The following is a 25105-nucleotide window of genomic DNA, read 5'->3' as shown; positions in this document are numbered from 1 at the left end:
CTGCGCCTCAAAAATTTTTACGTTCCGCTTTTTTCCGCCCATCACCTTTTCCGTTTTCTCAAAACATTAATCTCTCTCCCACTGCCATTCCCTCCGGAACGTCCCCGACTGGAAGAAATAGGAGTAGAGAAGCCGAACCGGTTGCGCTATAATAAATTCCATTGAACATCGGCCCCGGCTTTCCTGAGAGTGGAGAGTCATTCGCAACATCCCGTACCAACAACCTGCATTGCGAGCGGAAAATACAATTAAAGGAGTGGAGCTTTTTTTGCTGTACCAAAAATTGAAAAACAGTTGGCTGTTCAACTTGCGAGCCGATATCCTGTCGGGGATGACGGTCGCTTTCGCCTTGATTCCGGAGGCGATCGCGTTCTCGATTCTGGCGGGCGTCGACCCGATGGTCGGCTTGTACGCGTCGTTCTGCATCGCCGTCACCATCTCGATCGTCGGCGGAAGAATGGGCATGATCTCGGCGGCGACAGGCGCGATGGCTTCGCTGATGGGGCCGATCATCACGAAGTACGGCATCGAGTACTTGTTCGCCGTGTCCATCCTGACGGGCATCATCCAATACCTGCTCGGCCTGCTCAAGTTCGGACGATTCATTACGTTTATTCCGCATTCCGTCATCACCGGCTTCGTCAACGCTTTGGCCATTATTATTTTTATGGCGCAATTAACGAATTTCAAAGGCGCCAACTGGCAGATGTACGCGATGGTGGCCGGAACGCTGGCGATCATTTACCTGTTCCCGCGGCTAACCAAGGCGGTTCCCTCCGCGCTCGTGGCCATTATCGTCATGACGGTTCTCGCGATCTCCCTGAACCTGGATCTGCGGACGGTCGGCGATATGGGCAAGCTGACGCAGGACATGCCTTCGTTCCATCTTCCGGACATCGATTGGTCGCTGCATACGCTCTGGATCGTGCTGCCGTACTCGCTCGCGCTTGCCGTGGTCGGCATGACCGAATCGCTCATGACCGCCACGCTCGTCGACGAGATCACCGAGACGAAGAGCGACAAGAACCGGGAAGTGAAAGGGCAGGGCATCGCCAACGTCGTGGCCGGCTTCTTCGGCGGCATGGCCGGCTGCGCGATGATCGGACAGACGATGGTGAACATGAAGTCGGGAGGCCGCTCGCGGCTGTCGACGTTCATAGCCGGCGTGTTCCTGATGTTCCTGATCCTCGTGCTCGGGGGCGTCGTGAAGCAGATTCCGATGGCGGCACTGGTCGGCGTCATGTTCATGGTATCGATCGGGACGTTCGATTGGAGCTCGCTGCGGACGCTGGCCAAAATTCCGCGCAGCGATGCACTCGTCATGATTGTCACGGTAGCGATCGTCGTGGCGACCTCGGACCTGGCGATCGGCGTCGTCTCCGGCGTCATTCTCAGCGCGCTGGTATTCGCCTGGCGTTCGGCCCGCATTCAGGCTCACGCGGAAACGAGCGGCGGGATGAAGATTTACCGGATTACCGGGCAGCTGTTCTTCGGCACGATGTCCCACTTCGTCGAGCTGTTCGATTACCGGAACGATCCCGACACCGTGACGATCGACTTCAGCGCCTCCCACGTCTGGGATCATTCGGCCGTGACGGCGATCGCGAAAGCGAAGGCGAAGTACGAGCAGCTCGGCAAGCAAGTGATCGTGGCCGGGCTGAACCACGACAGCCAGCGGCTGATCGACCAATCGGGGCTTTCCGCCCCGTCCGGCCATTGATCGGCAGGACCATTCGCATTAAGAAGAAGCGCTAGGGCCGCTTGCGGCCCTAGCGCTTCTTCTCGTCTTGCGGAGAGTCCGTACTTCCCGATCCTCACCCGATGCGAATCGAAGACCGATGGTTGCTGCTCCCGCGTAACAACAGGACCGCATAGGCAACATAATAGGCGAACATGATCATCATGAGCCCGGCTGCCCAGGAGCTGCCGCCCATGCCGGTGAAAGGGTTCGCTCCGGCGCCCGAGACGTTCTGCATCGCGTCTTGTCCGCTCCGCGAGAACATCCAATACATCCGGTAGGCCAGCCGGCCGAGAAACAGAACGGTTACGATCGTCCCCAGCCAAGGATTCGGCAGATACTGCAGCTTGCCTCCGCGCTGCTCGAACCGGGTCAAGCTTGCGCCGACGTAAGCGAGTACGATACCAAGCACGATGCCGATAATGTCGGAAACGAGGCTGACCGGATGCAGCCCGCCGAGCACCAGGAACAGCACGCCGAGGACGCAGAGGATGACGGAGCGGACGGTCATGCTCTTCGGACGAAGCGTCTGCCAGCCGACGGTGCGCCTCACCCGGCGGTAAACGGCGAACGCGACGAGACAAACAATGAGAACAAGTTGAACGCTGAAATGCATGGTTGATAACTCCTTCCGGTGTTTCGATCTGCTATTATCCTACGCGAAATGAGCGGGAGGCACGACCGACTGCAGGTAGAAGTTTGGCATCGCCCGGCTCTATCTGCAGATAGAAACATGCCGTTTCCGCTTGGCGCGCTGCCGAAATTCCCTTATGATAAGGCCGACGGCAGGAGAGGAACCGGGAATTTCCTGATCCTATTAGAGGGGGCGATCGCCGTGCAGCGGGCAATGTTCCAGGTTCACCGGAGATCGCTGATCAGCGCGGTCGTGATTCTGCTCCTTATGAATGTCAGCAAAATGTTCGAAGGACCTCCGGGGCAGGTTTGGCTCCATCTCGCTATCGGACTGTCTTATGCTTTCTTGCCGCTCTTGCCTAAGGGGTGGTGGACGCTGCCGCGGCTGCTCGCCGGTACCGGCATTCTGGCCGCAGAGACGGCGGCCGACTTGATTCTCTTTCAAGAGCCGGCCATGATTTATCTGTTCGCCGTCTGGATGGTGTCCCTGTCGGTCAGGCTCTCGATCACGCGATCTCCGATTCCGCTGATCTCGGTATTGTTTCTCGCGGCGATCCTGTATATCCGATACGGCAAGGACGACGTCATCAATATCTTGTCTTTTGTTCTGATGTCGGTGCTTTTCTATTTTTTCGTGCAAAGCCGCATTCAGCGCAACAAGATCTTCGAGGCCGACCAGCGCCATCTGGCCGAGCTCCAGGACGCTTATGTCCGGCTTCAGGACGCGTCGGCTCAAGTCATGCGCAACGCGGTGCTGGAAGAGCGGACGCGGATCGCCGGAGAGATCCATGACTCCGTCGGACACAGCCTGACTTCGCTGATCGTGCAGATGCAGGCGCTGCGCTACCGGGTCAAGCAGGATCCGGAAGGCTCGGTTCAGGCGCTGGACGAGATGCTGACCGTCGCCCGGCAGGGGCTTCAGGACATTCGCAACTCCGTTCACGCCATGGCCGGAGACCCGTCGCTTCCCGGCATCGCCGCGCTGCGGGCGCTGCTCGCCCGGGCCGATGCATCCGCCTCCATCGAATGCTCGTTCGAGACGGATCTGACGGACGAGGATCTGGACACAGCGGCTTTCGAGACGCTGTACCGGGTGCTTCAGGAAGCGGTGACGAACGTCATTCGCCACTCTCGCGCCACGCGGGTGGAGGTGCGGCTGTCGGAGAAGCGAGGGGGGCTGCGGCTGAGCATTCGAGACAACGGGATCGCGGAACCGGGACAGCCGTTCGAGGAAGGATTCGGTCTGCGCATGATGCGCAGAAGGCTGGAGGAGACGGGCGGCAGTCTGCATGTAACGGCGCAGTCTCCCCACGGGCTTATGATTGTCGCGGAATTGCCGGAGCCTGAAGCGCGGGAGGAGGAATAAGCATGCCGGCCGAAAAAATCATTCAGGTGCTGCTGGCGGACGATCAGAAGATGATTCGGCAGGGGTTCGGCTACATTATCGGGCTTCAGAACGATATGCGGCTCGCGGGGGAGGCGTCGGACGGGCAGGAGGCGGTGGAGATCGCCGGGAAGGTGAAGCCGGACGTCATTCTGATGGACGTTCGGATGCCGCGGATGTCCGGGATCGAGGCGACGGCCGAGATCGTGCGCCGCCTCCCCGAGACGAAGATCGTCATCTTGACCACTTTCGACGATCAGGAGTACATTTACCAGGGAATCCGCTCCGGCGCGGTCGGCTATCTGCTGAAGGACGAAGAGGCGGAATCGATGCTGGCGGCGATCCGGGCCGCCTCCCGCGGCGAGGCCGTCTTCAAGACCGGACGGGCGGCCCAGGCTTTGTCCCGCGTGGCCCAAACCTTCGGGAATTCCCGCAGGGAAGCAGGCCCGGACGGTTCCGGGATTCTGCTCGAGCCGCTGACGGAACGGGAGAAAGAGATTTTGCAGGAGATGTCCTATGGGCTGCGCAACGACGAGATTGCCCGGAAGCTGGTCATTACGGAAGGAACGGTCAAGTCGCACGTCCATCGGATCCTTCAGAAGTTCGGATGCGAGGATCGCACGCAGGCCGTGGTGGCGGCTCTGCGCAGCGGAATGGTCCGGTAAAGCAGGCGAGTACGGGAAAACGCATCTCATGATGAAAATAGGAGGAGAAGCACGATGAGCGTTACCATCCAGGAGGCGATCGACGCGATCGTCGCCCGTATTCCGGGGGCTCCCCGGGCGGATTCCGTCGACACCGTCAAAGTCGGAAATCCGGCCCTTCCGCTGACGGGAATCGCTACGGCTTTTACGGTCACGTTCGACGTGATGGAGAAGGCGAAGGAATCGGGCGCGAACCTCATCGTCACGCACGAGCCGACGTTCTACGACCATTACGACCGCATGGAGGATTGGGGCGGAGACCCGGTTCGGGAAGCGAAGCTCCGGAGGCTGGAGGAGCTCGGCCTTACGGTATGGAGATTCCATGACTACTGGCATGCGCACCGGCCGGACGGCATTCGGACCGGCGTCGCGCGGAAGCTCGGCTGGGAGAGCTACCTGGATCCGTCCCGCGAAGGAATGGCCGTCGTTCCGCCGACTACGCTGCGGAGCCTGGCCCAAGAGCTCAAAAGCAAGCTGTCGCTGCCGTACGTGCGCATCGCAGGCAACCCGGACATGACCTGCCGGGAGGTCGCCATGCTGCTCGGCGCTCCCGGCGGGGAGAGGCAGGTTCAGGCGCTGCGGCGCGACGACGTCGATGTCGTCGTCTGCGGAGAGACGGCCGAATGGCAGACGTGCGAATACGCCCGCGACGCCTCGGCGGCCGGGAGGCCGCGGGGGCTTGTCGTGCTCGGCCATTTCGCGAGCGAGGACGACGGCATGCGCTACCTGGTCGAATGGCTGCAGCCGCTGCTGCCGGGCGTCCGGATCGTCCACCTGGCATCGGGCGATCCTCTGTCGCTGGTTCTATAGCTGCTCTACAGGCCCAAAGCCGGCAGCCCACGCGCCTTTATGCGCTCCGGCTGCCGGCTTTTCGATTATTTTTTCACGATTGGAACCCACACTTCGCAGCGGTAGTCTTCCGCCGTCGTATCGCCGCGCGGGTAAGCCTCGATCTCGGGGCCTCCTGCATGCTCGTAGCCGGAGGAGGGGAACCATTCCTGGTAGATCCGTTGAAAGACGCCCTGGATCGATCCGGGAAGCGGTCCCGACGAGGGGAAGATCGCCCAAGTGAGGGCGGGAATCGTGCGCCGGCTGTACCCTTCCCCGGGCTCCGGGAGGTCGCTCCGGGCCGCGACCATGTAGGTCATTTCGTCTTGCCCCGCCTGCATGTCAAGGACGGCTCCGAGCAAGAGGCCGTCGGTCGTGACGGAGGCCAGACGATCCGTCGTGCCGTCGCGATGGCATTCCTCCCAGAACAGAGGGATGCGCCGCATTTGTTCTCCGTTCTCGCAAGTCGTCCGCAGGGCTTTTCCGACAATCGCAAAAGCTTCTTTTTCCTCAATCCGATAATTCATTTCCTGGTCTCCCTTCAGCGATAGGTGGAAGATGAGTCTCGGGAACGCTTTGAGGCCGACGCCCGGATTCCGCGCTTCGGACGGGGAGATGCCGTGAATTCTGCGGAACGCCTTGGCGAACGCTTCCGGCGAGTCGTAACCGTATTTCAGCGCGACGTCCAACACTTTGGCCGATGACGCGGCCAATTCTTGGGCCGCCAGCGTCAGCTTGCGCTTGCGCACGTAATCGGCGACGGTCATTCCGGTCAGCATATGGAACATCCGCTGGAAGTGGAACGGAGACGAGTAGGCCGCTTTCGCGATCTCGTCCAGATCCAACCGTTCTTCCATTCGCTCCTCGATCAGGTCAAGCGCGTTCTTCATCCGGTTCAGCCATTCCAAGCGCAACTCCTCCTCGGTTTCCATCCTATCTCCTCAGGATCGGGCTGTCCTGATCTTCCGTGCTTTTCGCGGACAGCATACGGACAGGATCTAAGGCCAGCATAAAGGAGACCTCCTTGCCTGGCAAGCGAATTGGCAAAACGGGAGACCTTATGACAGAATGAGACGAGAAGAGGCTTCGGGAGGGAACGATGCATGCTGATATCCCGTCATCTGCAAACGTATAGAGAGGCGATTCTTACCCTTCCCGGGGGCCGTTCCTGGACACGCGAGGAGCTGCTGACGGATGAATTCCGGATGGCGCGGCAAGGGGAACTGGAGACGTATTACGCTCCCCATAACGAATATCTCAACCCGGAAGCGCAGATCGCGATCGTCGGCATCACGCCGGGCTTGGCGCAGATGAGGATCTCGATTCGGGAGGCGCGCTTGGCGCTGCTCGAGGGATCAACGGACGAGGAGGCGTGCCGGCGAGCGAAAGAGGAGGCGAGCTTCGCGGGCAGCATGCGGTCCGATCTGACGGCCATGCTGGACGAGCTGGGACTTCCCGGACTGCTGGGGATCCGGTCCAGCCGGGAGCTGTTCGGGGAGCATCGGCCACTGCTGCACTCGACCTCGGTTCTGCGTTATCCGGCGTTCCGGAAACGGCAGAATTATACCGGATCGAGCCCGAGCTTGCTGACGACGCCGTTTTTGCTGGACCGGGCCGTGACCGATATGAAGCAGGAGTTTGGCCTTTTGCAGCGGTCCCTGATCGTTCCGCTCGGCAAAACCGTGGAGAAGGTCCTTCGCCTGCTCGAACGGGAGGGAACCTTGGACGGACGCCTGTGCCTGTGGGGATTCCCGCACCCTTCGGGAGCGAACGGGCACCGTTACCGGCAGTTCGCATCCGCCCGGGAAGCCATGGAACGGCAGCTTGCGGAGGCCGTCCGGTTATTTAAAAAATAAAAAAAGTATAAAAGCTCCCCAAGTGGCTATTGCAGTCCCATGGCGGGCCGAACGGATGCCGACAGCCGAAAAAATCGGCTAGCGGGACGTCGGGGCAGGCCGAACGGATGCCGATAGCCGAAAAAATCGGCTAACGGGGTCTCTGCCCCGCAAAGTACCTGAGTCCGCTTCGAAGAAAAGCCCCGCTTTGCGGGGTTATCTTAGCGGTTAATGTCGCACTTGTTCAGAATGAACGAGATCTGGTTCTCAAGCCGGTTGATCGCCTCTTGGTCTTCCGGGCTTTCCGAGCCCCGTCCGCGTAGCGAAGCCAGCTCTTGCTTCAGTTGGTGCAAGTCTTCTCCCGCATTGGAGCAGTCGTACGAACTTTCCAAGTTATCTGGCATAAGCCGCATCGCTCCTTCTTCGAAGTTGATCCCCGTTATTATGAAGGATGCGGCCGGGATTTATTCCGCGGCGCAAGCACTGTGAACATGAAGAAGCCCGTCTTCCGTAAGGGAAGGCGGGCTTCGGCGCGAAGCGAGGGCGGCCTGTACGGCTTACTCCCAAGGCTCCCTTTGAGACGAGAAGGCGTTGTCCTTCTTTCTCATGAACAGCATGCAGAAGCCGATCACGACCATGCCGAGCACGAGAAGCGGCTTCAGGCCGGACAAGTGGCCAAGCAGGGCTCCGACCGCGAAGACGGCGAAGAACAGAACCGACAGCACCGTCAGGATGTTGATCGGAATGAGCAGCCAGCGATTGCGGTTTCCGAACAGATACAGCTCCAGCAAGCCGGCCGCGGGCGCGAAAATGAAGCCCGGCCACATGATGTCCCAGCTGTCGAACAGGGTGGCGACCTGGCATACGAGGCCGACGGTCAGGATAACGCCGCCCGGCACGAGCAGTCCGACGCCGCGCTGGTTCAGGAAGAAATACAGCCAGTGGAAAAAGACGCCGACCGGGATCACGAAAATCGTGGGCCAGAAATACTCGAAGATCGAGCCGGCCGACCACGACCCGTGCAGCTTGAGGGCAATCAAGCCGGCAAGCGCGATCAGGAGGACGCCGGTTAGGGCGTTCCGGTTGACACTCATCTTGTTCACTCCTTCGTTATAAGACTCATTGTCTTAACTTTATCACGAAAGGAGAAAGATTAGCCTCCTGCTCTGGGGAAGTCGGCAGCCCGACTTAGGTCGGGGTCGGTCCTGGCCGGATCCGTCATCCCTCCTCTTTGCTGAATGTGTGGTTAAACTTGTTCAGCAGCTTGCCGAAGCTGCTCCGCTCTTCCTCGCTCCATTCTTCCAGCAGCGCCCGGAGCTGCGCGAGTCTCGCCTGCCTGTCCTCGTTCAGCGCCGCCGTTCCCGTCTCCGACAGCTGAAAGGTAAAGGCCCTTCCGTCCCTCGGGTCGGGTATGCGGATCACGAAGCCTTTCTGCTCCAGCGCGGCCGTCTGCCGGCTGACGGTGGAGATGTCGAGGCGAAGCTCCTCGGCGAGCGCCTTCACGCCGGACGGTCCAAGAAAGGAAATATGATTCAGCAGAAGGTAGGCGGAACGGTCGAGGGTGCCGAATCTTTTGTCCGACGCGATCGCGGTTATGCGACGCGCCAACAAGGTCATCTCTTGTTCGATCAATTCGAGCGAACGATCTTCCATGCGTTCATCACCTCGTTGCGCTGTTGCCCATATGGTATCACTACACCCCTTTTTTTTCAAAAAGGAATCCATGGCGCATTCGTGCATTTTTGGCGGATTTCCGTCATTTCCTGCAGTTGCTTATTGACTTCTCACACTCCGGTTGTATAATACAATTAAAATATTGTTTCATGATGCAGCTAGTTTAAGGGGGAGTCCTTGATGAAAGCTTGCGACATCATGATCTGCCGCGTTTACAAAGTTAAAGAGGAAGATACCGTCCGCTCCGTCATCGAGAAGTTCATCGAGCACGGCATCAGCGGTCTTCCGGTCGTCAACGACCGGAACGAGATCGTCGGCTACATCAGCGACGGGGATATTATGAGATATATCGGGAAGCATCAAGACCAGGTTCTCGACTTCTTCTACTTCTCGACGATTATCAAAGGGGATAACGAGGAGTTCGAGGATCGGGCGCGGAAGCTGCTCGGCTTGAACGTCATGGAGATCGCCCAGAAAAAAGTGATGAAGGTGGATTGGGAGGAAGAAGTCGACGAGATCGCGGCAATTCTCGGAAAAAAACGGATCAAGAAGCTGCCGGTGGAGCGAAACGGCGTGCTGGTCGGCATCATCAGCCGGGGCAACGTCATCCGGCACGCTTTTCAGAGCTTGCTCTAATATAAGGAAAATAAAGAAGAAGCCGGGCCCGCATCGGGGCTCGGCTTCTTCCGCGTGGAACGGCGCTTAACGCTGGGATTGCTCGGTACTGCAGCCGCAGGAAGAGGAGCTGCACTGTTCGAACGCTTCCGCCGCTTGTTCGGCGGAGAATTCCGTGTCCTGTTCCTCCGAAGGCATACGGTTCAGCTTGGTCGACTGGACTTCGGCCTTGGAGACTTCCTGACGGTTGCGCCCACGATGGTTCATCGTAAACCCCTCCCTCACCCTTGTACGCGAAAGCGACGCGCCGAAGGGTAGTATGCGCAAAAGTTGTTCAGAAATTGTAGAGGTTGGTCGGCTACGATGAATAGGGTCCAAATTCAATTACAGGGCGAAGGAGGGACATGACGCAGGGAGCGATGAAGGTCATTTTGCTGGACGACGAATATTTGGCATTAACCGCGCTGGAACACCATCTTGTTCAAATACCCGGCATCACCGTTGCGGGAAAGTTCGTGGATCCGCTGAAGGCTAAGGAGTATGTCCTTCATCACGATATTGATGCCGTTTTTTTGGACATTCGTCTGCCCGGAATGAACGGAATGGAGTGGACGAAGCAGATTTTGCGGATCAAACCGCGGCTTCTTGTCGTGTTCGTGACCGCCTACGCCGGATATGCGGTTCAAGCTTTCGAATTGAATGCGGTGGATTACCTGTTAAAGCCGGTTCCATCGGATCGGCTGCTCAAAACCGTGCAGCGTCTTCGGAAGCGTGCGGGGGTCCCTGTGTCGCGCGAGCCGGCAGCCGCAGCCGCAAAGCCCGTCCAAGTCCGACTGTTTCATCAAGTAGCCATCGAGGCCGGGGATTCGGCGGTTGCTCCGATTCGTTGGCGAACGGCCAGGGTGCAGGAACTGTTCCTGTATTTGCTGCAGCATCGGGGACAGCTTGTACGCAAGCCGGCGCTGGCCGACTTGATCTGGCCGGAATATGAACCGCGCAAGGCGTATTCGCAATTGTATACCGCGGTTTATCACATCCGAAAAACATTGGAGCCGTTTGGTTCTCATTTTCAAATCGCAAGCGCGGCGGAAGGCTACATCCTTCATCTGAAGGATGTGCGGTTGGATGTGGAAGAGTGGGAGCGCGGCATTAGGAACGGACCGCCGATGACCGCCGAAACGATCGATCAATATGAGAAGCTGATGTCGTTGCACGCGGGCGATTACTTGAGAGGATTCGAATACGAATGGGCGGAAAGCGAGCGCCAGCGTCTGCTCAAGTTATGGATCCGAACAGGCATGGAAATGGCGGAATGCTACTTGGCCGGCGGCCGGCCCGAGAAGGCGATCGCGAAATATCTCGAAATCTGCAATCGCCATCCGCAGGAGGAAGAGGCTCATTTTGCCTTGATGAAGCTGTATGCCGCCGCGAACGACCGCTCGTCGGTCATTCGTCAATACCGCTTGTTGTCGGAAGCGCTTTGGGAGTTGAACGAGAAGCCCGGTTCTTCTATTACCGAGTGGTATACGAACTGGGGTCGGGAGATATAAGAGTGAGCTGTATAGTTTTTGTATAGTTTCTATTCATATAATTCAGGTTGGAGAAAATTGTCGCTGCATAGCGAACGCTACGAGGAGGAAAGTAGATGGCAAGCGTAAAGAAGAGGACGGCGTTACCGTGGAAGCAGAAGCTCTCCGCGCTGATGAGCGCAGTCATCGTGGCCGGCAGCCTGGCCGCGGCGATCCCGGCTCCGGCGGCTTTTGCCGCGGGAGAGGGAACGGGCATTAAGACTTCCGATGGAGTTACGGCATTCGGTGCATCACCTGTGGCCATTGATCCCGGATTAACGATTGATCTTGACAGCACAATCCCATTGAATGGTGCGACAGTCGTCATTGATACCTATCAAAATGGCGATACGTTGACTCCTCCTTCAACTTTGCCGTCTGGCGTTTCAGTTGCAAGAAATGAGGATGGTATCTTAATTTTCAGCGGTGATGGAAGCGCAGAGGACTATCAAACTTTATTACGCAGCGTTGCGTTCTCGACAAATACTGCTGATGTGGCGAGAGAGGTCAAGTTCGGGCTTGGCAGCGCATTGCCTTTTAAAGTGAACGGAGAAGATCATTATTACGAATTTGTCGATAAGGGTGAGGAAAACAGCATTACTTGGTCTGCGGCTAGGACGGAGGCAGAGTCGAACGACAAGAAGTATTTCGGACGGCAGGGGTATCTTGCTACGATAACTAGCTCAGAGGAAAATAAATTCATAGCGGAAAAAGCGCAGGGACTCGGGTGGATTGGCGCTGCGGATATTGTCCGTTTAAACGATCCCAATGCTGATGTCAGCTCTGCCGGAGACTGGCGCTGGGTCACAGGCCCTGAAGGATTAGAGGACAACGACAAGGGCTTGAAGTTCTGGCAAGGTTATAACATTCCTCCGGAAACAGGAAGTGTTGATGACCAATATAGCAATTGGAATGTTGGTAATAGTGGGTATGAGCCTAACAACTCGGGCGGAGAGTACGTTGCACATATCTTTGGTCTAGATCCTCGAAATCCCGATCAGCTAGGAAAATGGAACGATTTTAATCCTTCAAATCCGGATGTTACGGGCTACGTCATTGAATATGGCGGTATGCCGGACGATGTCAATAGCATTCAAATCACCGCGACCAAAAACATTGTCGCCCTTGAACCGTTAAAGCTCGTAAAGGTAACGGTGTCGAACGAGGAGCCGAATAAGGCGACGTTGACGTTCAACCATCCGATCGATGTCAATTTAACGGCCGAAGATTTCAATGGAATGAAAATCAACGGACAAACCGTAACGGCTGTCGAGATCGATGGGGAGAATGTCAAAGTGACATTGTCCGAACCGCTGCCACCCGGCAATAATTATATTGCGGTTGAGTATGATCCGAGCGGAGGCAAAATTGCGGATAAAGAGCATCCGGAGAATGTACTCGGCAAGATTACCGCAGACAATCAGCCAGTGGTCGACAACGGAATCGTTCCGCTGCAACTGGTGACCGCAAAAGTAGAGCCGAACAACAAGATGCGGCTCGTATTCAACCAGGATGTCGACCCCGACAGCATCGATTTGACTGGCTTGACGGTAGCTGGCAAGCCAGTCACGGGGCCGTTTGAATTCGACGGCAACGAAGTTGTGGTCAACCTGCCGACCGGTTACAAGTCGGGCGATAAGCTGGCCTATGAAGATGCCGAGCCCAGCAACGTACACCAAGCCGGCAATGAGAACAATAAGTTGGGCGATATTGCAGAGACCGATCTTCCTTACCCGCTCAACAACCCGGACGGGAAATTGACAAATGACGGCTTCGGCCTTGTTAACGGCGCTCAAGATATCGCCCTGGAGCCGGCCTTCGATCCGAACGTACCGTCCGGTTACGTGGGCAATGTACCGAACGAGGTAGCGAGCATCGGCCTGTCTCCCGAAGCGCTGAACAAGGACGGGACGATCGTCAAGGTAAACCTCAATGGCGAAGAGGTGGCAGTCGGCGATTGGAGCAAGCTCCCGTTGCAGGTAGGCGTCAATACGATCAAGGTCGGCATTTATGACAAAAATAACCCGAATGTGCTGCTGGGCGAATACACGGTAACGATTAACCGCGGCTATCCGCCGGTTGTCTCGGCTCCGTCGACGCCTAACGTCGAGAAGATCACGGTCAATGTGGAAGCAAGCGGACATGGCGTCGTTGCGCAAACGGAGATCGAACGTACGACCAATACCGACGGCACGAAGAGCGACAAAGTAACCTTCGAGACGTCAAAGGCGCTCGAAGCGGTACAGAAGACGCTTGCGGCTAAGGCTCCAGCGGTGCGCATCGTCATTCCGGACGCCAAAGACGAAGTCAAGGACGTTCGCGTGGATCTGCCGGATGCGGCGACCAAAGCCGTAAAAGACGCGGGACTGGATCTGGAGATCTACACCGATAACGGGATGATCACCATCCCGAATGCGTCGCTTGGCAACCTGGATCCGAATCTCTATTTCCGTCTGGTACCGATCAAGAAGGAAGACGAGCGCAAGCAAGTCGAAGATCGGGCACGGACGGAGCAGCTTGTAAAGGACATGATGAAAGGCGGCAACGCGTATGTCGTGGACCGTCCGATGACGATCGAGACGAACATGAGCAGCCGTGCCGTGAAGATCACCTTGCCGCTGAGCGCCAGCCATGTACCGACGGATGCGAAGGCCAAAGAAGCTTACCTGGCGAGCCTGGCCGTATTCGTCGAGCATAGCGACGGCACAAAGGAATTGTTGAAGCCGACCATCGGGGATTATGCGGATGGCAAACTGGGTCTGACTATCTCGATCGGCAAGTTCAGCACCTTCACGATTCTTAACGTAGACGACGGAACGAACGGAAACTCCGGAAATGGGGCCGAAGGAAGCCATCAAGCTTACATCGTCGGTCTGCCGGACGGAACTTTCGGTCCGAATGTCGCCTTCACGAGAGCGCAAGTGGCTGCGATCCTGTCCCGTGTGGCTGACTTGCAGACAACGGGTACGGCGCCAAGCTTCCCGGATGTAAAGGCAAAGCACTGGGCATCTGCAGCGATTAGCAAGGTTGCTGCGTCGGGTCTTATGGTCGGTATGCCGGACGGTACGTTCAAACCGGATCAAAAGATCTCGAGAGCGGAATTGGCGGCGATTATCGCGCGCTGGAAGAAGCTTGAGGGCGGAACCAGCACCTTCGCTGACGTCAAAGGACATTGGGCAGCTGGAGTAATCGGCGAGGTTCAGCAAGCCGGTTATATGGAAGGAATGCCGAACGGCAGCTTCCAGCCGAACAAGGTACTGACCCGCGCCGAAGGCGTGACCGTGTTCAACCGGGCGCTGGGAAGAGGGCCTTTGTACGGCGAGACGAAGTCCACTTGGTCCGACGTACCGATGAGCCATTGGGCCTTCTATCAGATTGAAGAAGCGTCCCAAGTCCACAGCTACACCAGCCGTCCGGAAGGCGGCGAAACGATCGTTCAGTAATAATAGGGCAAAGTAACGTCAAGCACCTCCAACTTCACGAGCGCGTGGGGTTTGGGGGTGTTTTACATAGCATCATAGTTGGGATCATAGACATGGGGGCGGTATTGTCGATAGGAGAATGGGATGGTTCTTGTAGAGATTTTGTACAGTTTCTTTTTTTAAAATGAAGATTGGGGAAATTTGTCGCTACATCGCGAATATTACAAGAGTGCTCGATTGAAGGGAAGTGACTAAGTGTTGATCAACGCCCGTACAACCGGGGCCCTTATTCGGTCATCTGAAACGGCATAATATTTCATCAATGCCAGTTGCGCTGAGACAAGTAAAAAGCGTAAGGAGAGCTTAGACAATGAAACGAAGACGTCGTGCAAGAACATCTGTGCTATCTTTCTGTTTGGCGGTATTGCTTGCCTTGCAGGCGGTAACGCTCTCTCCTGCCGCATATGCGGAGAGCTCGTCAGATAGTTCCGGGATGGCAGAGGCGAGCGGAGCCGGCTCGCCGAGCGCGAACGAACCGTTATCGGTTCCTGAGGCGGTATATGGTGCGCCGGACAAACCATCCACGGTGCCTGAGGCGGTGTACGATGCGCCGGCCAAATCCGCAGCGATGGCGGCGGTCCCATCGGACAAAACGGCGGTGCTCAAGGGAGCGAATTCACCCTTTCCGCTGGAAGTCACACAGGACGGGAAAACTATACAGGACGATGGTACTGGTATCATTAACGGTAGACAGCCATTCACCCTGAGTCTGACCAACCTCAAGGTGCCGGTGCTTGGCGACAATCAAAGCGCTGAGCCTGATTCGATTATCCAGCAGGGCGACACGGTGATTTTTGACAAAGCCAATCACTTCCCCATGGTGAACCTGACGGGAACGGGCAGCAAGGACATCATGGTGGGTGGCCAGAAAATCGCAACCGCTACTTTTAGCGCGACTTCCGTCACCATTACCTTTGATGGCGATGAGGCGTTTTTTAACGGTATCAAAAGAGACGTCCTAATCAGTCTTACGTTCACTGCAAAAGCGGATTTGACGGACATAGACTACGGGACGAGCGGAAAAACAGAAATATTCGGCAAGAACTACATCATCGATAACCCGCCGCTGACGCCCGCGTATAGCATCGCCATAACCCCTCTGGACAGTAATAAGCCTAGTCAATATAGCTATGTTAATCTAGGTAAGAATTCGTTTGTAGAGGGAACAATCACGTGGAAAGTGGATGTCGCAGCTTTTGACCAGGATGATAACACGATTCCGCTGCCGCTGGACGGAAAGACATTTTATGACGACCTTAGCAAGGGCACTACCCTCAACGCTGCCGGTGTCTATGTGGAAGGTTCGTTCACGGTCGATGGGCAGTCGGCAACGCCTGTCTATGAAGACGGTGCGCTATCCTACACCTTCCCGGCGGGTTCTCGCGATAAGGCGACCCTTACTTTCAAGACGTGGATTCCCAAGGGACTGTACTACTATGAGTATCAGCCTGTCCCTGGAAATGATGGTGGTCAGAAGATGGAGACCACCGCTCAGTTGATGGAGAACGGGAATGTGTTGGTCAAGGCACTCTCTTATCGCGTCAACATCTATCCCGACTGGATTCAGCAATCCGGTGTGGTGAGCAAGCAGGGGAATGACACCCTTGTGACGTGGACCATCGATGCGAACAAAAATTACACCAAGCAGGGACTAAAGAACTTCACCATTACTGATGCTCTGCCGATCGGGCTGGAGTTCGTATCGGCTGCTTATCAGCTGTGGGATACCAACACGAATAACTGGTCTGTCACGACAACGCCAATTACCCCGACTGGCACTACTTATTCTATTCCTGGAGGGGAAAACAGCGCTGTCAGGCTGGTCATTGTGTCCAAGGTGGACAGCGGCAGCAGCTTCACGAATTGGGCTCGTGCCAACTGGGCGCTGGAAAATCCCCCAAACGGCCTGCAGGACAACGATGCGACTGAGGGGAATAACCCCAAAACCGTGAGTGCTTCCGCAATGGTCACCGTTGGCGCGCATGGTTTGACCAAGAGCGGCACATTCACCGCTGACGACCTCAAGATCGGTGCCAGTACATGGACAGTGACTCTGACACCGCAATATAATGACCCCGGTGCAGTGGTGTATGACCTGCTGGTGTACAACAGAACCCCCAACTTCATCGATCCCGAGAAGCTGGATTCGAAGGGCAAGGTTGCTCCAGCGGTTTTGACGGCACTTGCAAATGATGTTAAGGGTAATGCAGATTTGATTGGGCAGCAGTATCTTGAGGGCTCCCTTACCACCGGCAATGGTTTGCAAGGCGAAGTGATTCCTTTGTATCAGGACGGCGTGCAGGTGGCAGATCTATTGAAGGTCAGTGGTTACTCTGACCAGCAAGCGAGCTTCACTTTCCGTGCGTTGATGACCGACCCGGAGCAATTCGCAGGGCAGTATTCCAAAACAGGCTACGCAGCCCCCAGATATAACCGCGCCTATTTGTTTGACGGTGATAAATATACAAATATAAGTGCGCAAAATTATGTGAATCGTCACGGGAATATGCTTGAAAAGGACATGCTCTTCGCGTCCAAGCCTTTGAAAGCTGACGGTACACCTGAGAACGTTAAGCCTAACGATATCAACAGCTACATCGCGAACGACAGCAACGAGGCATGGACGATCGCGGGCTACGATCGGGTGACCAAGACGGTAACTTTCCGTCTTGGAGTCAATCATAAAGGCTTAGACACTGTAGCGATGGCTAAGTACGGCGGCAATCGGGTAGCCAGCGACATTAAGCTGGTGGACACCTTGCCCGAGGGCTGGGAATTTGTCCCCTATGATGCGAGCGGGAAGTTCTATGAGCTTTATCAAGGCTATTCGAGCAATAATTCAGATACGCAATACGGTACCCAAATTAAGGCTAACAATGTCATTCCGCCAGACTCCGATGCCCATGTGGTCAGCTTCTCCCATAGCGGCAACGTAGGCACTTTTACCTTCACCAAGCTGGAAGGTCCTTACGTTATTTTGGTGAAGGCAAGCCCTACGGCGGAGACGATAGGTGAAGATCTCGCGGCAGGCAAGACGAGGCATGAGGGATCTAATCAAGCTGAGTTGACGATCAAGTGGGGCGACGTTGAAACAAAGTATACTGAAAGCCGCAAGGTGATCGTTCCGCTCAGTTCGCTGACCAAGTCGGTGTCCAAGCCCTCCCCCGGCATTCAGGAATGGACGGTGAACTACGCCCCGTCTTACACGATGACGGATAGAGTCTATTTGCAGGACACCCTTGGGGCAGGGTTGAAGCTGCGCGAGGATGAGAACGGCAAGATATCGCTGACATCTCCCGATATGGCGATCTACCGTGCCACGATGACCCCGAGCGGAGCCCTCGTAAGGGATGGCGCGGCGCTCGATTTAACCGGTCCCGACCCTGAGATCACGGTGGAGATGCAAAAATCTGAGGGCAATCCTACCAAGCTGATCTTCAAGATGAAGGACCCGAACCAGTTCTACCAGTTCGTCTATCAGACCGAGTCGAGCGGGATGTCTCCTGGAAAAGTCGGAAACAAAATCGAGCTGTTAGGCGATGACAGCCTGCCGCCTATTGAGGCAAGCAGCGAAAGCACGTTGGATGTCAATGACGTAAGCGGCGGCGCGGGGTCCAACGGTGTGCTGTATATCCAAAAGGTTGATCCTGCAGAAAAGGCGCTGCCCGGCGTTAAGTTCACGCTGTATGAAGCCGATGGCAAAACACCGGCGAAAGACCAAAACGGCAAGGCCATCGAAGGGTTCACAGACGCAAACGGCAAGCTTATGCTGCTGATCCCTACACCGGGGCTCTATCAGTTGAAGCAGACCTATATTGATGAGAATACTTATCTGCCCACCACAACGGTTTACCCGGTGCGCGTTGCCAACGTGAAAGACAGCCCCACTTTTGCGGACGGTGAGCTCGTGACCTCATCCAATCCGCTGATTGTGCCGACCCCGGTGTGGGTGCCCGGCGATTTGAAGCTGGACACGGCGATAGAGGGGAAAGGGGCGGACCCGAACAAGGAATTTGAATATACGATTACCTTCAGCAACGGCAAGTCTTATGCCTATTCCGGCTCCATAAGCGGCACTGTGGCCAGCGGCGGAACCGTTAAGCTGAAAGGTGGCCAGACGATTACCATAAAGGATATTCCGGATGGCATCACCTACACCATTGACCAGATGGATTACACGGATGAGGGTTACGTTACCGATCCGGCGAGTCTGACACGTACTGGCAGCATTGTGGAGAACGAAACGGTCGAAGCGAAGTTCATCAACGCTAAGTACCTTCCAGGTAAGCTGACGATCGCGGAGACGGTCGCGGGCAACGGAGCGGACAAGAACAAGGCGTTCGAATTCTTCGTCACTTTCGAAGGCGCGGGTGCAGGCAAGACTTATTCTTATACGACGTCGGACGGTGCGACGGGAACCATCGAATCCGGTGGCAGGATCTTTCTCAAACATGGGGAATCTGCCGTCATCGATGAAATTCCCAAGGGTACGACCTACACCGTCACCGAAACCGATTACTCGGAAGACGGCTACACGACGACTTGGCCGGACTGGCAAACGACCGGTACCATCGTCGAGGAAGGCGACCATAGAGCAGAGGTCGTCAACACGCGGATGTTATACGGCGGCCTGCTGATCGGGCAGACGGTGGAAGGCAGCGGGGCGGACAAGAACAAGGATTTTGCGTTTACTGTCCAATTCCCTGACGCCGCTGCAGGCGAGGCGTACGCCTACACAAAGTCGGACGGCACGGTGGGAACGATTGAATCCGGCGAGACGATTACCCTTAAGCATGGGGAAACGGTCGCCATTGAAGGAATTCCGAGCGGCGATAGTTATATCGTCACCCAGGCCGATTATTCGGGCGAGGATTACACCGCCGCCCCGGCCAATCGGACGTATAGCGGTACGATCATAGAGAAGCAGATTGCCGAAGCCCGATTCGTCAATGCAAGGTATTTACCCGGCAAGCTGACGCTGACGGCGGATCCTGAGGTCGTTCCCGGCGACGGCAAGACGCCTTCGCAGCTAACGGCAACGTTGACCGATTATGAAGGCAAGCCGGTTGCGAACCAAGAGGTCGTCTTTATTCTGCCGGATCATTCGGAAGTCACAGCCACGACCGATGCGGAAGGGAAAGCGATCATCCCTTATACACCGCCGAAGCTGGACACAACAACGCCGGAGGATCACAATATCACGGCTAAGGTGGACAGTCTGACGGAAGGGAATCTGACCGCCGACACGAAGGTAACCGCCGTACCGGCGGCCATCACCGGGGTGCTGCGCGACAACACAACGGGCGAAGTGATTCCGAATGCGCCCATAGTCATCACCGACGAAACGAATGGCGATAAGTACATGATCACGACCGACATCGATGGCGCATACTTTCTCCCTGTGCCGTATGGCGGCGACTATACGATCAGCTTTACGAAAAACATCAAAGTGAATGGCGTCGACGAGCCGATCACTTTCACGCAAAAAGCGGAAGTTGACAATGATGTTAAGGGCGGAGAAGTGGTTCCGGCGGACATTACGGCTGTAGGCGTCGTGCTCCTGAAGCAGCCTGAAGGGCAGTCTTTGCTGCTGAACAACGAGCTCGCCGGCAAGATGCGCATTTATTTGCAGGATGCGAACGGCCAATATGTTGTGGATGAGAACGGCGCGCCGAAAGCATTCAGCTTGCAGCCGAACGGCGCATTCTCTGCGGATGGCTTATCCGCGGAGACCTACAAGATGGAAGTTCGTTACGAAGTTGCGCCGGGCAAGGAATTGACGATTATTCGGGATGCGAAGCTGGACGTGAAGGCGAACGGTGAACTGAATGTCTCCCAGGAGCTCATCGACCCCTATGGCACCGTTACGGACGCAACGACCGGCTTAGCGATCGAAGGCGCCGAAGTGACGCTGTACTATGCGGATACGCCGAAGAATAAAGCGAACGGCATTGAGCCGGGCACGAAAGTAACGCTGCCGGCGATTCCGGGCTTTGCGCCGAACGATAATGCCAGCCCGAGTCAGAACAGCGACGCAAACGGAGCCTATGCGTACATGGTGTTCCCGGACACGGATTACTATCTGGTTGTAACGAAAACCGGGTATGAGACGTATACGAGCACCACCATCTCGGTCGGAAGCGATATCGTACGTTATGATGTACAGTTGAAGCCGATAAGCTCCGGTGGCGGCGGCCCCGGTCCCGTCGGTCCCGGAACGGAAAACCCGGGGTCTGACCCGGTGAGCCCCGGAAACGGCAATCCCGGAACGGCGAACCCGGGGACTGATCCGGCGAACCCCGGAACCGACAATCCCGGAACGGAAAACCCGGGGACTGAGCCGGCGAATCCCGGGACCGCCAATCCCGGAACGGGGAACCCCGGGACTGATCCGGCGAACCCCGGAACCGCTAATCCCGGAACGGGGAACCCCGGGACCGCCAGTCCCGAACCTGGCAAACCCGGGTCAGGCAACAACGGCAATAACGAGTTGGACAACGTTCCTAAAACAGGGGATAACAGCGTGCCGCCAATCTTCTATCTGGCTCTGGCGCTGATGTCCTTGATTACGATCGGACTTTGTCTGCTCGGCGGCAAGAAGAAGAAAGTCATTCAGTAACCGGAAAGGCGGTAAGAAAATGAGTAAAACCAGAAAAATTCTTATCGCTTTTTCCCTGCTTCTGCTGGTGTTTTCCCTGGCCGCAATGGCAAGGTCCTCCATGCAGGATTTTGCCGAACGGAAGAAAATAAAAGAGATTGCACAGGTTTGGGAAGAAGAGTCGAATAAAGGCGGAGGGGAGGCCATCCCCTCTTCTTCGACCGCGAAGACGGATGCGCCGGCCATGCTTCCCGAATTCCAAGAGCTTTACCGGAGGAATCCGGACATTGCCGGTTGGCTGAAGATTGACGGCACCCGAATCAATTACCCGATCATGCAGAACCTGCAGGATGCACAGTTCTATCTCAACCATGATTTCGATAAAAAGAAAGACAAAGACGGACTTCCCTTTTTGGACGAGCACAGCAGGATAAACGGTTCGGACATCTTGCTGATTCATGGACATGACATGAAAAGCGGCCGGATGTTTGCAGACTTGTTGAAGTACAAGAAAGAAAGCTTCTATAAGGAGCATGCTGCGTTCCAGTTCGATACGCTTTACGAAAAGGAAGAGTATGAGATCGTTGCCGTTATTCTGTCAAAAGTTTATCGCAAATCAGACGACGTGTTTAAATACTACCAGATTGAGAAGGCCACAACGCCGGCCGAGTTCGAATCGTATGTTCAGAACATCAAGAAGCTCGCTCTTTACGACACGGGCGTGACAGCCCGGTATGGCGACAAGCTTATGGTACTGTCCACGTGCGAGTACTCGACAGCCAACGGTCGATTGGCGGTGGTCGCTCGAAGGCGTTCATGACGGTAGTGAGAAAAATACGGAATTCAGCCTCCAACCTCACGATACGTGGGTTGGGGGTGTTTTTTTTTGCCCATCCACATGGCCGTTGTCGTCCGAAAGCCACCAAGAGATGAGAGGAGGCGAGAGAATGAACGTCACGGTTACGGACGTTCGCCATGCGGTCAGCGCGACGCTGGCCGCGATCGACCCGGCGGTGCCGGTGTACGGGGAAGAGGTGGAAGCGACTCGCCCGTATTTCTTGGCGAAGCTGCACCGAGTCTGGCAAACCCGGATGACGGGCCGCAGGTACGTTCGTTCGTACAAGTTCGACGTGCAGTACTTTCCGTCCACCGCGGAGCCCTACGGAGAGTCGCACGCTGTCGCGGATAAGCTTTACGAAGCGCTGGAGCTCATTCCAATCGGCTCCGGAAAAATGCGCGGCGCCCGGATGCGGCACGTCATCATCGAGGGCATACTGCATTTCTTTTTCACGATCGAAGTGGAGATGTTCAAGCAAATCGCCCCGTCGCCGCTTATGGCTTCGGCGGACATGGAGGAAACGATCTTATGAGCAGGAAGCAAGCAGAGCCGACCAACGGGCCGGAGAATAAGCCGGAGGCGACGTTCCGCAAGGAGCAGTTGCTGGCGGCCAAGCGGTTCACTCCGCAGCAGAGGGACATTTTGTCGGCCGTACTGGCTGAAAATCAAACGTATACGATCGATGCGGCCGTACGGCTGATCGAAGACTTCGGAAAAAGGACGGTGAAATAAAATGGCGGGTGGAACTTGGGTTGCGCAAAATAAAGTACGTCCCGGCGTTTATATCAATTTCGCGAGCGAGGGCGCTTCTCTCGGAACGGTCGGGGATCGCGGCGTCGCGGCGCTCGGACTGACGCTTCCGTGGGGACCGGCCAAAACGATGATGAGCATCCAGTCGGGCGACGACGTAAGCGGGCTGCTCGGCTATGATATTTCTTCTCCGCAGCTGTTGCTCGTTCGGGAGGCGCTGAAGCGCGCCCAGACGCTGCTGCTCTACCGGCTCAACGCCGGAACGAAAGCGACGATCGCTATCGGCGGTTTGACGGCGACGGCGCTATACGGCGGCGTTCGCGGCAACGATCTCGCCATCGCCGTTCAGGCGAGCGCCGACGACGAGAACAAATTCGATGTCGTCACCCTGCTGAACGGGGAAGCGCAGGATACGCAGCCCGGCGTCTCCGTCGCCGAGGATCTGAAGCCGAACGCATGGGTGACCTGGTCCGGTACGGGCGCCCTGACGGAGTCTGCCGGCGCTACCCTGACCGGAGGGGCCGACGGAACGGCGACCAATGCCGATCACACCGATTTTCTGGCGGCGCTTGAGCTGGAGGATTTTCAGACGGTCGCTTTGTCCTCCACGGACAGTACGCTCAAAGGGGTGTACGCGGCCTTCGCCCGCCGCCTGCGGGACGACGAAGGGAAGAAGATCCAGGTCGTGCTGGAGAACGACCCGACGGCCGACCACGAAGGGGTCATCTCCGTCAAAAACGGCGTCGTGCTTACGGACGGCACAGTACTGACGGCAGCCCAGGCCACCGCTTGGGTAGCGGGCGCCACCGCCGCGGCCACGATCGCCGAGTCTTTGACTTACAAAGCCTATGACGATGCCACGGACGCCGCCCCCCGATACACGAACTCCCAGATCGAGGCCGCTCTCGAAGCGGGCGAGTTCCTGTTCACGTCGAGCAACGGGAAAGCGATCGTCGAGCAGGACATCAACAGCCTGACAAGCTTCACCCCGGACAAGGGCAAGCCGTTCCGCAAAAACCGCGTCATCCGGACGCTCGACGGCATCGCCAACGATTTCAAGCGCATTTTCGAATCCTATTATCTCGGCAAAGTGAACAACGACACCGACGGCCGTAGCCTGCTGCAGACGGAGATCGCGAGCTACCTGGAAAGCCTGCAGAACGCCGGCGCAATCCAGAACTTCGATGCCAAGACGGATGTCAGCGTGGCGGCCGGCACCGAATCGGACAGCGTGTACGTCGAGCTGCACGTTCAGCCGGTCGATTCGATCGAGAAAATTTACATGAAAGTGAAGGTGAAGTAACATGTCTTTTCTCAAGGCGAGCGACACGATCAACGGCCAGGAGGGCCGCGCTTACGCGACGATCAACGGCCAGGTCGAGGAGATGTTCTACATCAAGAAGCTCGAAGCGACCGTCGAAAAGGAGAAGGCCGACATCAAGACGCTCGGCCGGCGCGGCACGCAGCATAAGGCGACCGGCTGGTCCGGCAGCGGCACGATGACGATCTATTACGTCACGTCGCGGTTCCGCGAGTTGATGGTGGACTACATCCGGAGCGGCAAGGACACGTATTTCACCGTCCAGGTCGTCAACGAGGATCCCGGCTCCACCGTCGGCTACCAGACGGTGACGCTGAAGAACGTCAACCTGAACAAGGTCATCGTCGCCAAGCTGGACACGGACAGCGCGGCGCTGGACGAGGACATCGACTTCACCTTCGACGACGTGAGCGTCGACCACGATTTCAACGCGCCGGTGCTCGGCTAAAAATAAGAAGGAGGAATCACAGGCATGAGCGATTTGAGCGCTTTTTTCGCGGAGAATGCGGCGGGCGACGTGACGGAGACGCTCGTCGTCTCCGAACGGTTCCAGGACCGGGACGGCCATCCGGTGCCGTGGAAGCTGCGAAGCATTACCGCGGCCGAGGACGAAGAATGCCGGAAAGCGGCCACCCGGCGGGTGAAGGGAAAAGGCGGGCAGTATACGACCGAGACGAGCACGGAGGAGTACCTGGCCAAGATGGCCGTCGCCTGCGTCGTTTTCCCGAACCTGAAAGATGCGGAGCTGCAGAAGTCTTACGGCGTCCTGGGCGCCGAGAATCTGCTGCGCAAAATGCTGCGAGCCGGCGAATACGTGAACCTGATCCAGAAGGTTCAGGAGATCAACGGCTACGATAAAGATATGAACGAGCTGGTCGATGAGGTAAAAAACTGATCGAAGAGGGCGACGGGGAAGCGACCTACGCCTACTACGCCCTCCACGAGCTGCGCATTTTGCCTCACGAGCTGGTAAAGATGAGTCGCCGCGAAAAGGCGGCGATCTTCGCCATGATCGACATCCGCGTCGAGCAAGAGAGAAAGAGCCGGAAGAAGGCTCGTTAGTCCCGCATCGCGGGGAGCACGGACGGCGCCTCTCCTCCAGGAGAGGCGCTCTATTTTTCGGGGAAAAGAGGTGAA

21 protein-coding genes are annotated in these 25105 nt (G+C 56.7%); 15 read left to right on the top strand and 6 right to left on the bottom strand.

Going from position 1 to position 25105, the window contains the following annotated elements:
• Positions 1 to 271: 271 nt before the first annotated feature.
• Positions 272 to 1720 (top strand): SulP family inorganic anion transporter, encoded by a 1449-nt coding sequence (locus tag H7C18_RS19995; protein WP_185130898.1) that lies wholly within the window; start codon positions 272 to 274, stop codon positions 1718 to 1720.
• A 94-nt stretch (positions 1721 to 1814) separates the two neighbouring features.
• On the opposite strand, the gene H7C18_RS19990 is transcribed toward H7C18_RS19995, so the two are convergent.
• Positions 1815 to 2354 carry a CcdC protein domain-containing protein gene (locus H7C18_RS19990; RefSeq protein ID WP_185130851.1) on the bottom strand — a complete coding sequence of 180 codons (540 nt, stop codon included), beginning with the start codon at positions 2352 to 2354 and terminating at the stop codon, positions 1815 to 1817.
• Positions 2355 to 2573: 219 nt separating this feature from the next.
• Here H7C18_RS19990 and H7C18_RS35800 point away from each other — a divergent pair, with 219 nt between their 5' ends.
• From H7C18_RS35800 to H7C18_RS19975, 3 genes are read left to right on the top strand one after another with little or no spacing between them, the layout of a single operon-like run.
• Entirely contained in the window at positions 2574 to 3737 is a 1164-nt protein-coding gene (locus tag H7C18_RS35800; RefSeq protein ID WP_185130850.1) for a histidine kinase, read from the top strand.
• A gap of 2 nt (positions 3738 to 3739) precedes the next feature.
• Entirely contained in the window at positions 3740 to 4420 is a 681-nt protein-coding gene (locus tag H7C18_RS19980) for a response regulator (RefSeq protein ID WP_185130849.1), read from the top strand.
• Between the two features lie 54 nt (positions 4421 to 4474).
• Positions 4475 to 5269 carry a Nif3-like dinuclear metal center hexameric protein gene (locus H7C18_RS19975; protein ID WP_185130848.1) on the top strand — a complete coding sequence of 265 codons (795 nt, stop codon included), beginning with the start codon at positions 4475 to 4477 and terminating at the stop codon, positions 5267 to 5269.
• Between the two features lie 65 nt (positions 5270 to 5334).
• On the opposite strand, the gene H7C18_RS19970 is transcribed toward H7C18_RS19975, so the two are convergent.
• Entirely contained in the window at positions 5335 to 6195 is an 861-nt protein-coding gene (locus tag H7C18_RS19970; protein WP_185130847.1) for an AraC family transcriptional regulator, read from the bottom strand.
• Between the two features lie 195 nt (positions 6196 to 6390).
• On the opposite strand from H7C18_RS19970, the gene H7C18_RS19965 reads away from it, so the two are divergent.
• Entirely contained in the window at positions 6391 to 7143 is a 753-nt protein-coding gene (locus tag H7C18_RS19965) for a hypothetical protein (protein WP_185130846.1), read from the top strand.
• Between the two features lie 200 nt (positions 7144 to 7343).
• Here H7C18_RS19965 and H7C18_RS19960 read toward each other — a convergent pair whose 3' ends face one another.
• From H7C18_RS19960 to H7C18_RS19950, 3 genes are all read right to left on the bottom strand, one after another.
• Positions 7344 to 7526: a DUF2524 domain-containing protein gene (locus H7C18_RS19960; protein WP_185130845.1), complete on the bottom strand. Its 183-nt coding sequence runs from the start codon at positions 7524 to 7526 to the stop codon at positions 7344 to 7346.
• A 153-nt stretch (positions 7527 to 7679) separates the two neighbouring features.
• A complete protein-coding gene (locus tag H7C18_RS19955; RefSeq protein WP_185130844.1) occupies positions 7680 to 8216 on the bottom strand; it encodes a hypothetical protein in 537 nt (178 codons plus the stop codon).
• A gap of 124 nt (positions 8217 to 8340) precedes the next feature.
• Positions 8341 to 8775 (bottom strand): MarR family winged helix-turn-helix transcriptional regulator, encoded by a 435-nt coding sequence (locus H7C18_RS19950; RefSeq protein WP_185130843.1) that lies wholly within the window; start codon positions 8773 to 8775, stop codon positions 8341 to 8343.
• Positions 8776 to 8976: 201 nt separating this feature from the next.
• Here H7C18_RS19950 and H7C18_RS19945 point away from each other — a divergent pair, with 201 nt between their 5' ends.
• Entirely contained in the window at positions 8977 to 9432 is a 456-nt protein-coding gene (locus H7C18_RS19945) for a CBS domain-containing protein (protein WP_185130842.1), read from the top strand.
• Positions 9433 to 9498: 66 nt separating this feature from the next.
• On the opposite strand, the gene H7C18_RS19940 is transcribed toward H7C18_RS19945, so the two are convergent.
• A complete protein-coding gene (locus tag H7C18_RS19940; protein WP_185130841.1) occupies positions 9499 to 9678 on the bottom strand; it encodes a hypothetical protein in 180 nt (59 codons plus the stop codon).
• Between the two features lie 137 nt (positions 9679 to 9815).
• Between H7C18_RS19940 and H7C18_RS19935 the strand changes: the two genes are divergently transcribed.
• The 9 genes from H7C18_RS19935 (at position 9816) to H7C18_RS19895 (ending at position 24863) form a co-directional block, all read left to right on the top strand.
• Positions 9816 to 10961: a response regulator gene (locus tag H7C18_RS19935; protein WP_238357818.1), complete on the top strand. Its 1146-nt coding sequence runs from the start codon at positions 9816 to 9818 to the stop codon at positions 10959 to 10961.
• 95 nt (positions 10962 to 11056) lie between these two features.
• The gene (locus tag H7C18_RS19930) at positions 11057 to 14422 is read left to right on the top strand and encodes an S-layer homology domain-containing protein (protein WP_185130840.1); all 3366 of its coding nucleotides are present in this window, start codon (positions 11057 to 11059) and stop codon (positions 14420 to 14422) included.
• Positions 14423 to 14771: 349 nt separating this feature from the next.
• Positions 14772 to 21080: a DUF7601 domain-containing protein gene (locus H7C18_RS19925; protein WP_185130839.1), complete on the top strand. Its 6309-nt coding sequence runs from the start codon at positions 14772 to 14774 to the stop codon at positions 21078 to 21080.
• Positions 21081 to 21099: 19 nt separating this feature from the next.
• A complete protein-coding gene (locus H7C18_RS19920) occupies positions 21100 to 21879 on the top strand; it encodes a class B sortase (RefSeq protein ID WP_185130838.1) in 780 nt (259 codons plus the stop codon).
• 127 nt (positions 21880 to 22006) lie between these two features.
• Positions 22007 to 22429: a phage tail terminator family protein gene (locus H7C18_RS19915; protein WP_185130837.1), complete on the top strand. Its 423-nt coding sequence runs from the start codon at positions 22007 to 22009 to the stop codon at positions 22427 to 22429.
• Positions 22426 to 22629, top strand: a complete 204-nt coding sequence (locus tag H7C18_RS19910; protein ID WP_185130836.1) for a hypothetical protein — start codon at positions 22426 to 22428, stop codon at positions 22627 to 22629. Before H7C18_RS19915 ends, H7C18_RS19910 begins: the two co-directional genes overlap by 4 nt.
• A gap of 1 nt (position 22630) precedes the next feature.
• The gene (locus H7C18_RS19905; RefSeq protein WP_185130835.1) at positions 22631 to 23950 is read left to right on the top strand and encodes a phage tail sheath family protein; all 1320 of its coding nucleotides are present in this window, start codon (positions 22631 to 22633) and stop codon (positions 23948 to 23950) included.
• Between the two features lies 1 nt (position 23951).
• Positions 23952 to 24416, top strand: a complete 465-nt coding sequence (locus H7C18_RS19900; protein ID WP_185130834.1) for a phage tail tube protein — start codon at positions 23952 to 23954, stop codon at positions 24414 to 24416.
• Positions 24417 to 24440: 24 nt separating this feature from the next.
• The gene (locus H7C18_RS19895; protein WP_185130833.1) at positions 24441 to 24863 is read left to right on the top strand and encodes a phage tail assembly chaperone; all 423 of its coding nucleotides are present in this window, start codon (positions 24441 to 24443) and stop codon (positions 24861 to 24863) included.
• Positions 24864 to 25105: the final 242 nt, after the last annotated feature.

The organism is Cohnella zeiphila (assembly GCF_014212055.1).
Taxonomy (GTDB): Bacteria; Bacillota; Bacilli; order Paenibacillales; family Paenibacillaceae; genus Cohnella; species Cohnella zeiphila.
This window is presented reverse-complemented; position numbering and strand designations above follow the sequence as displayed.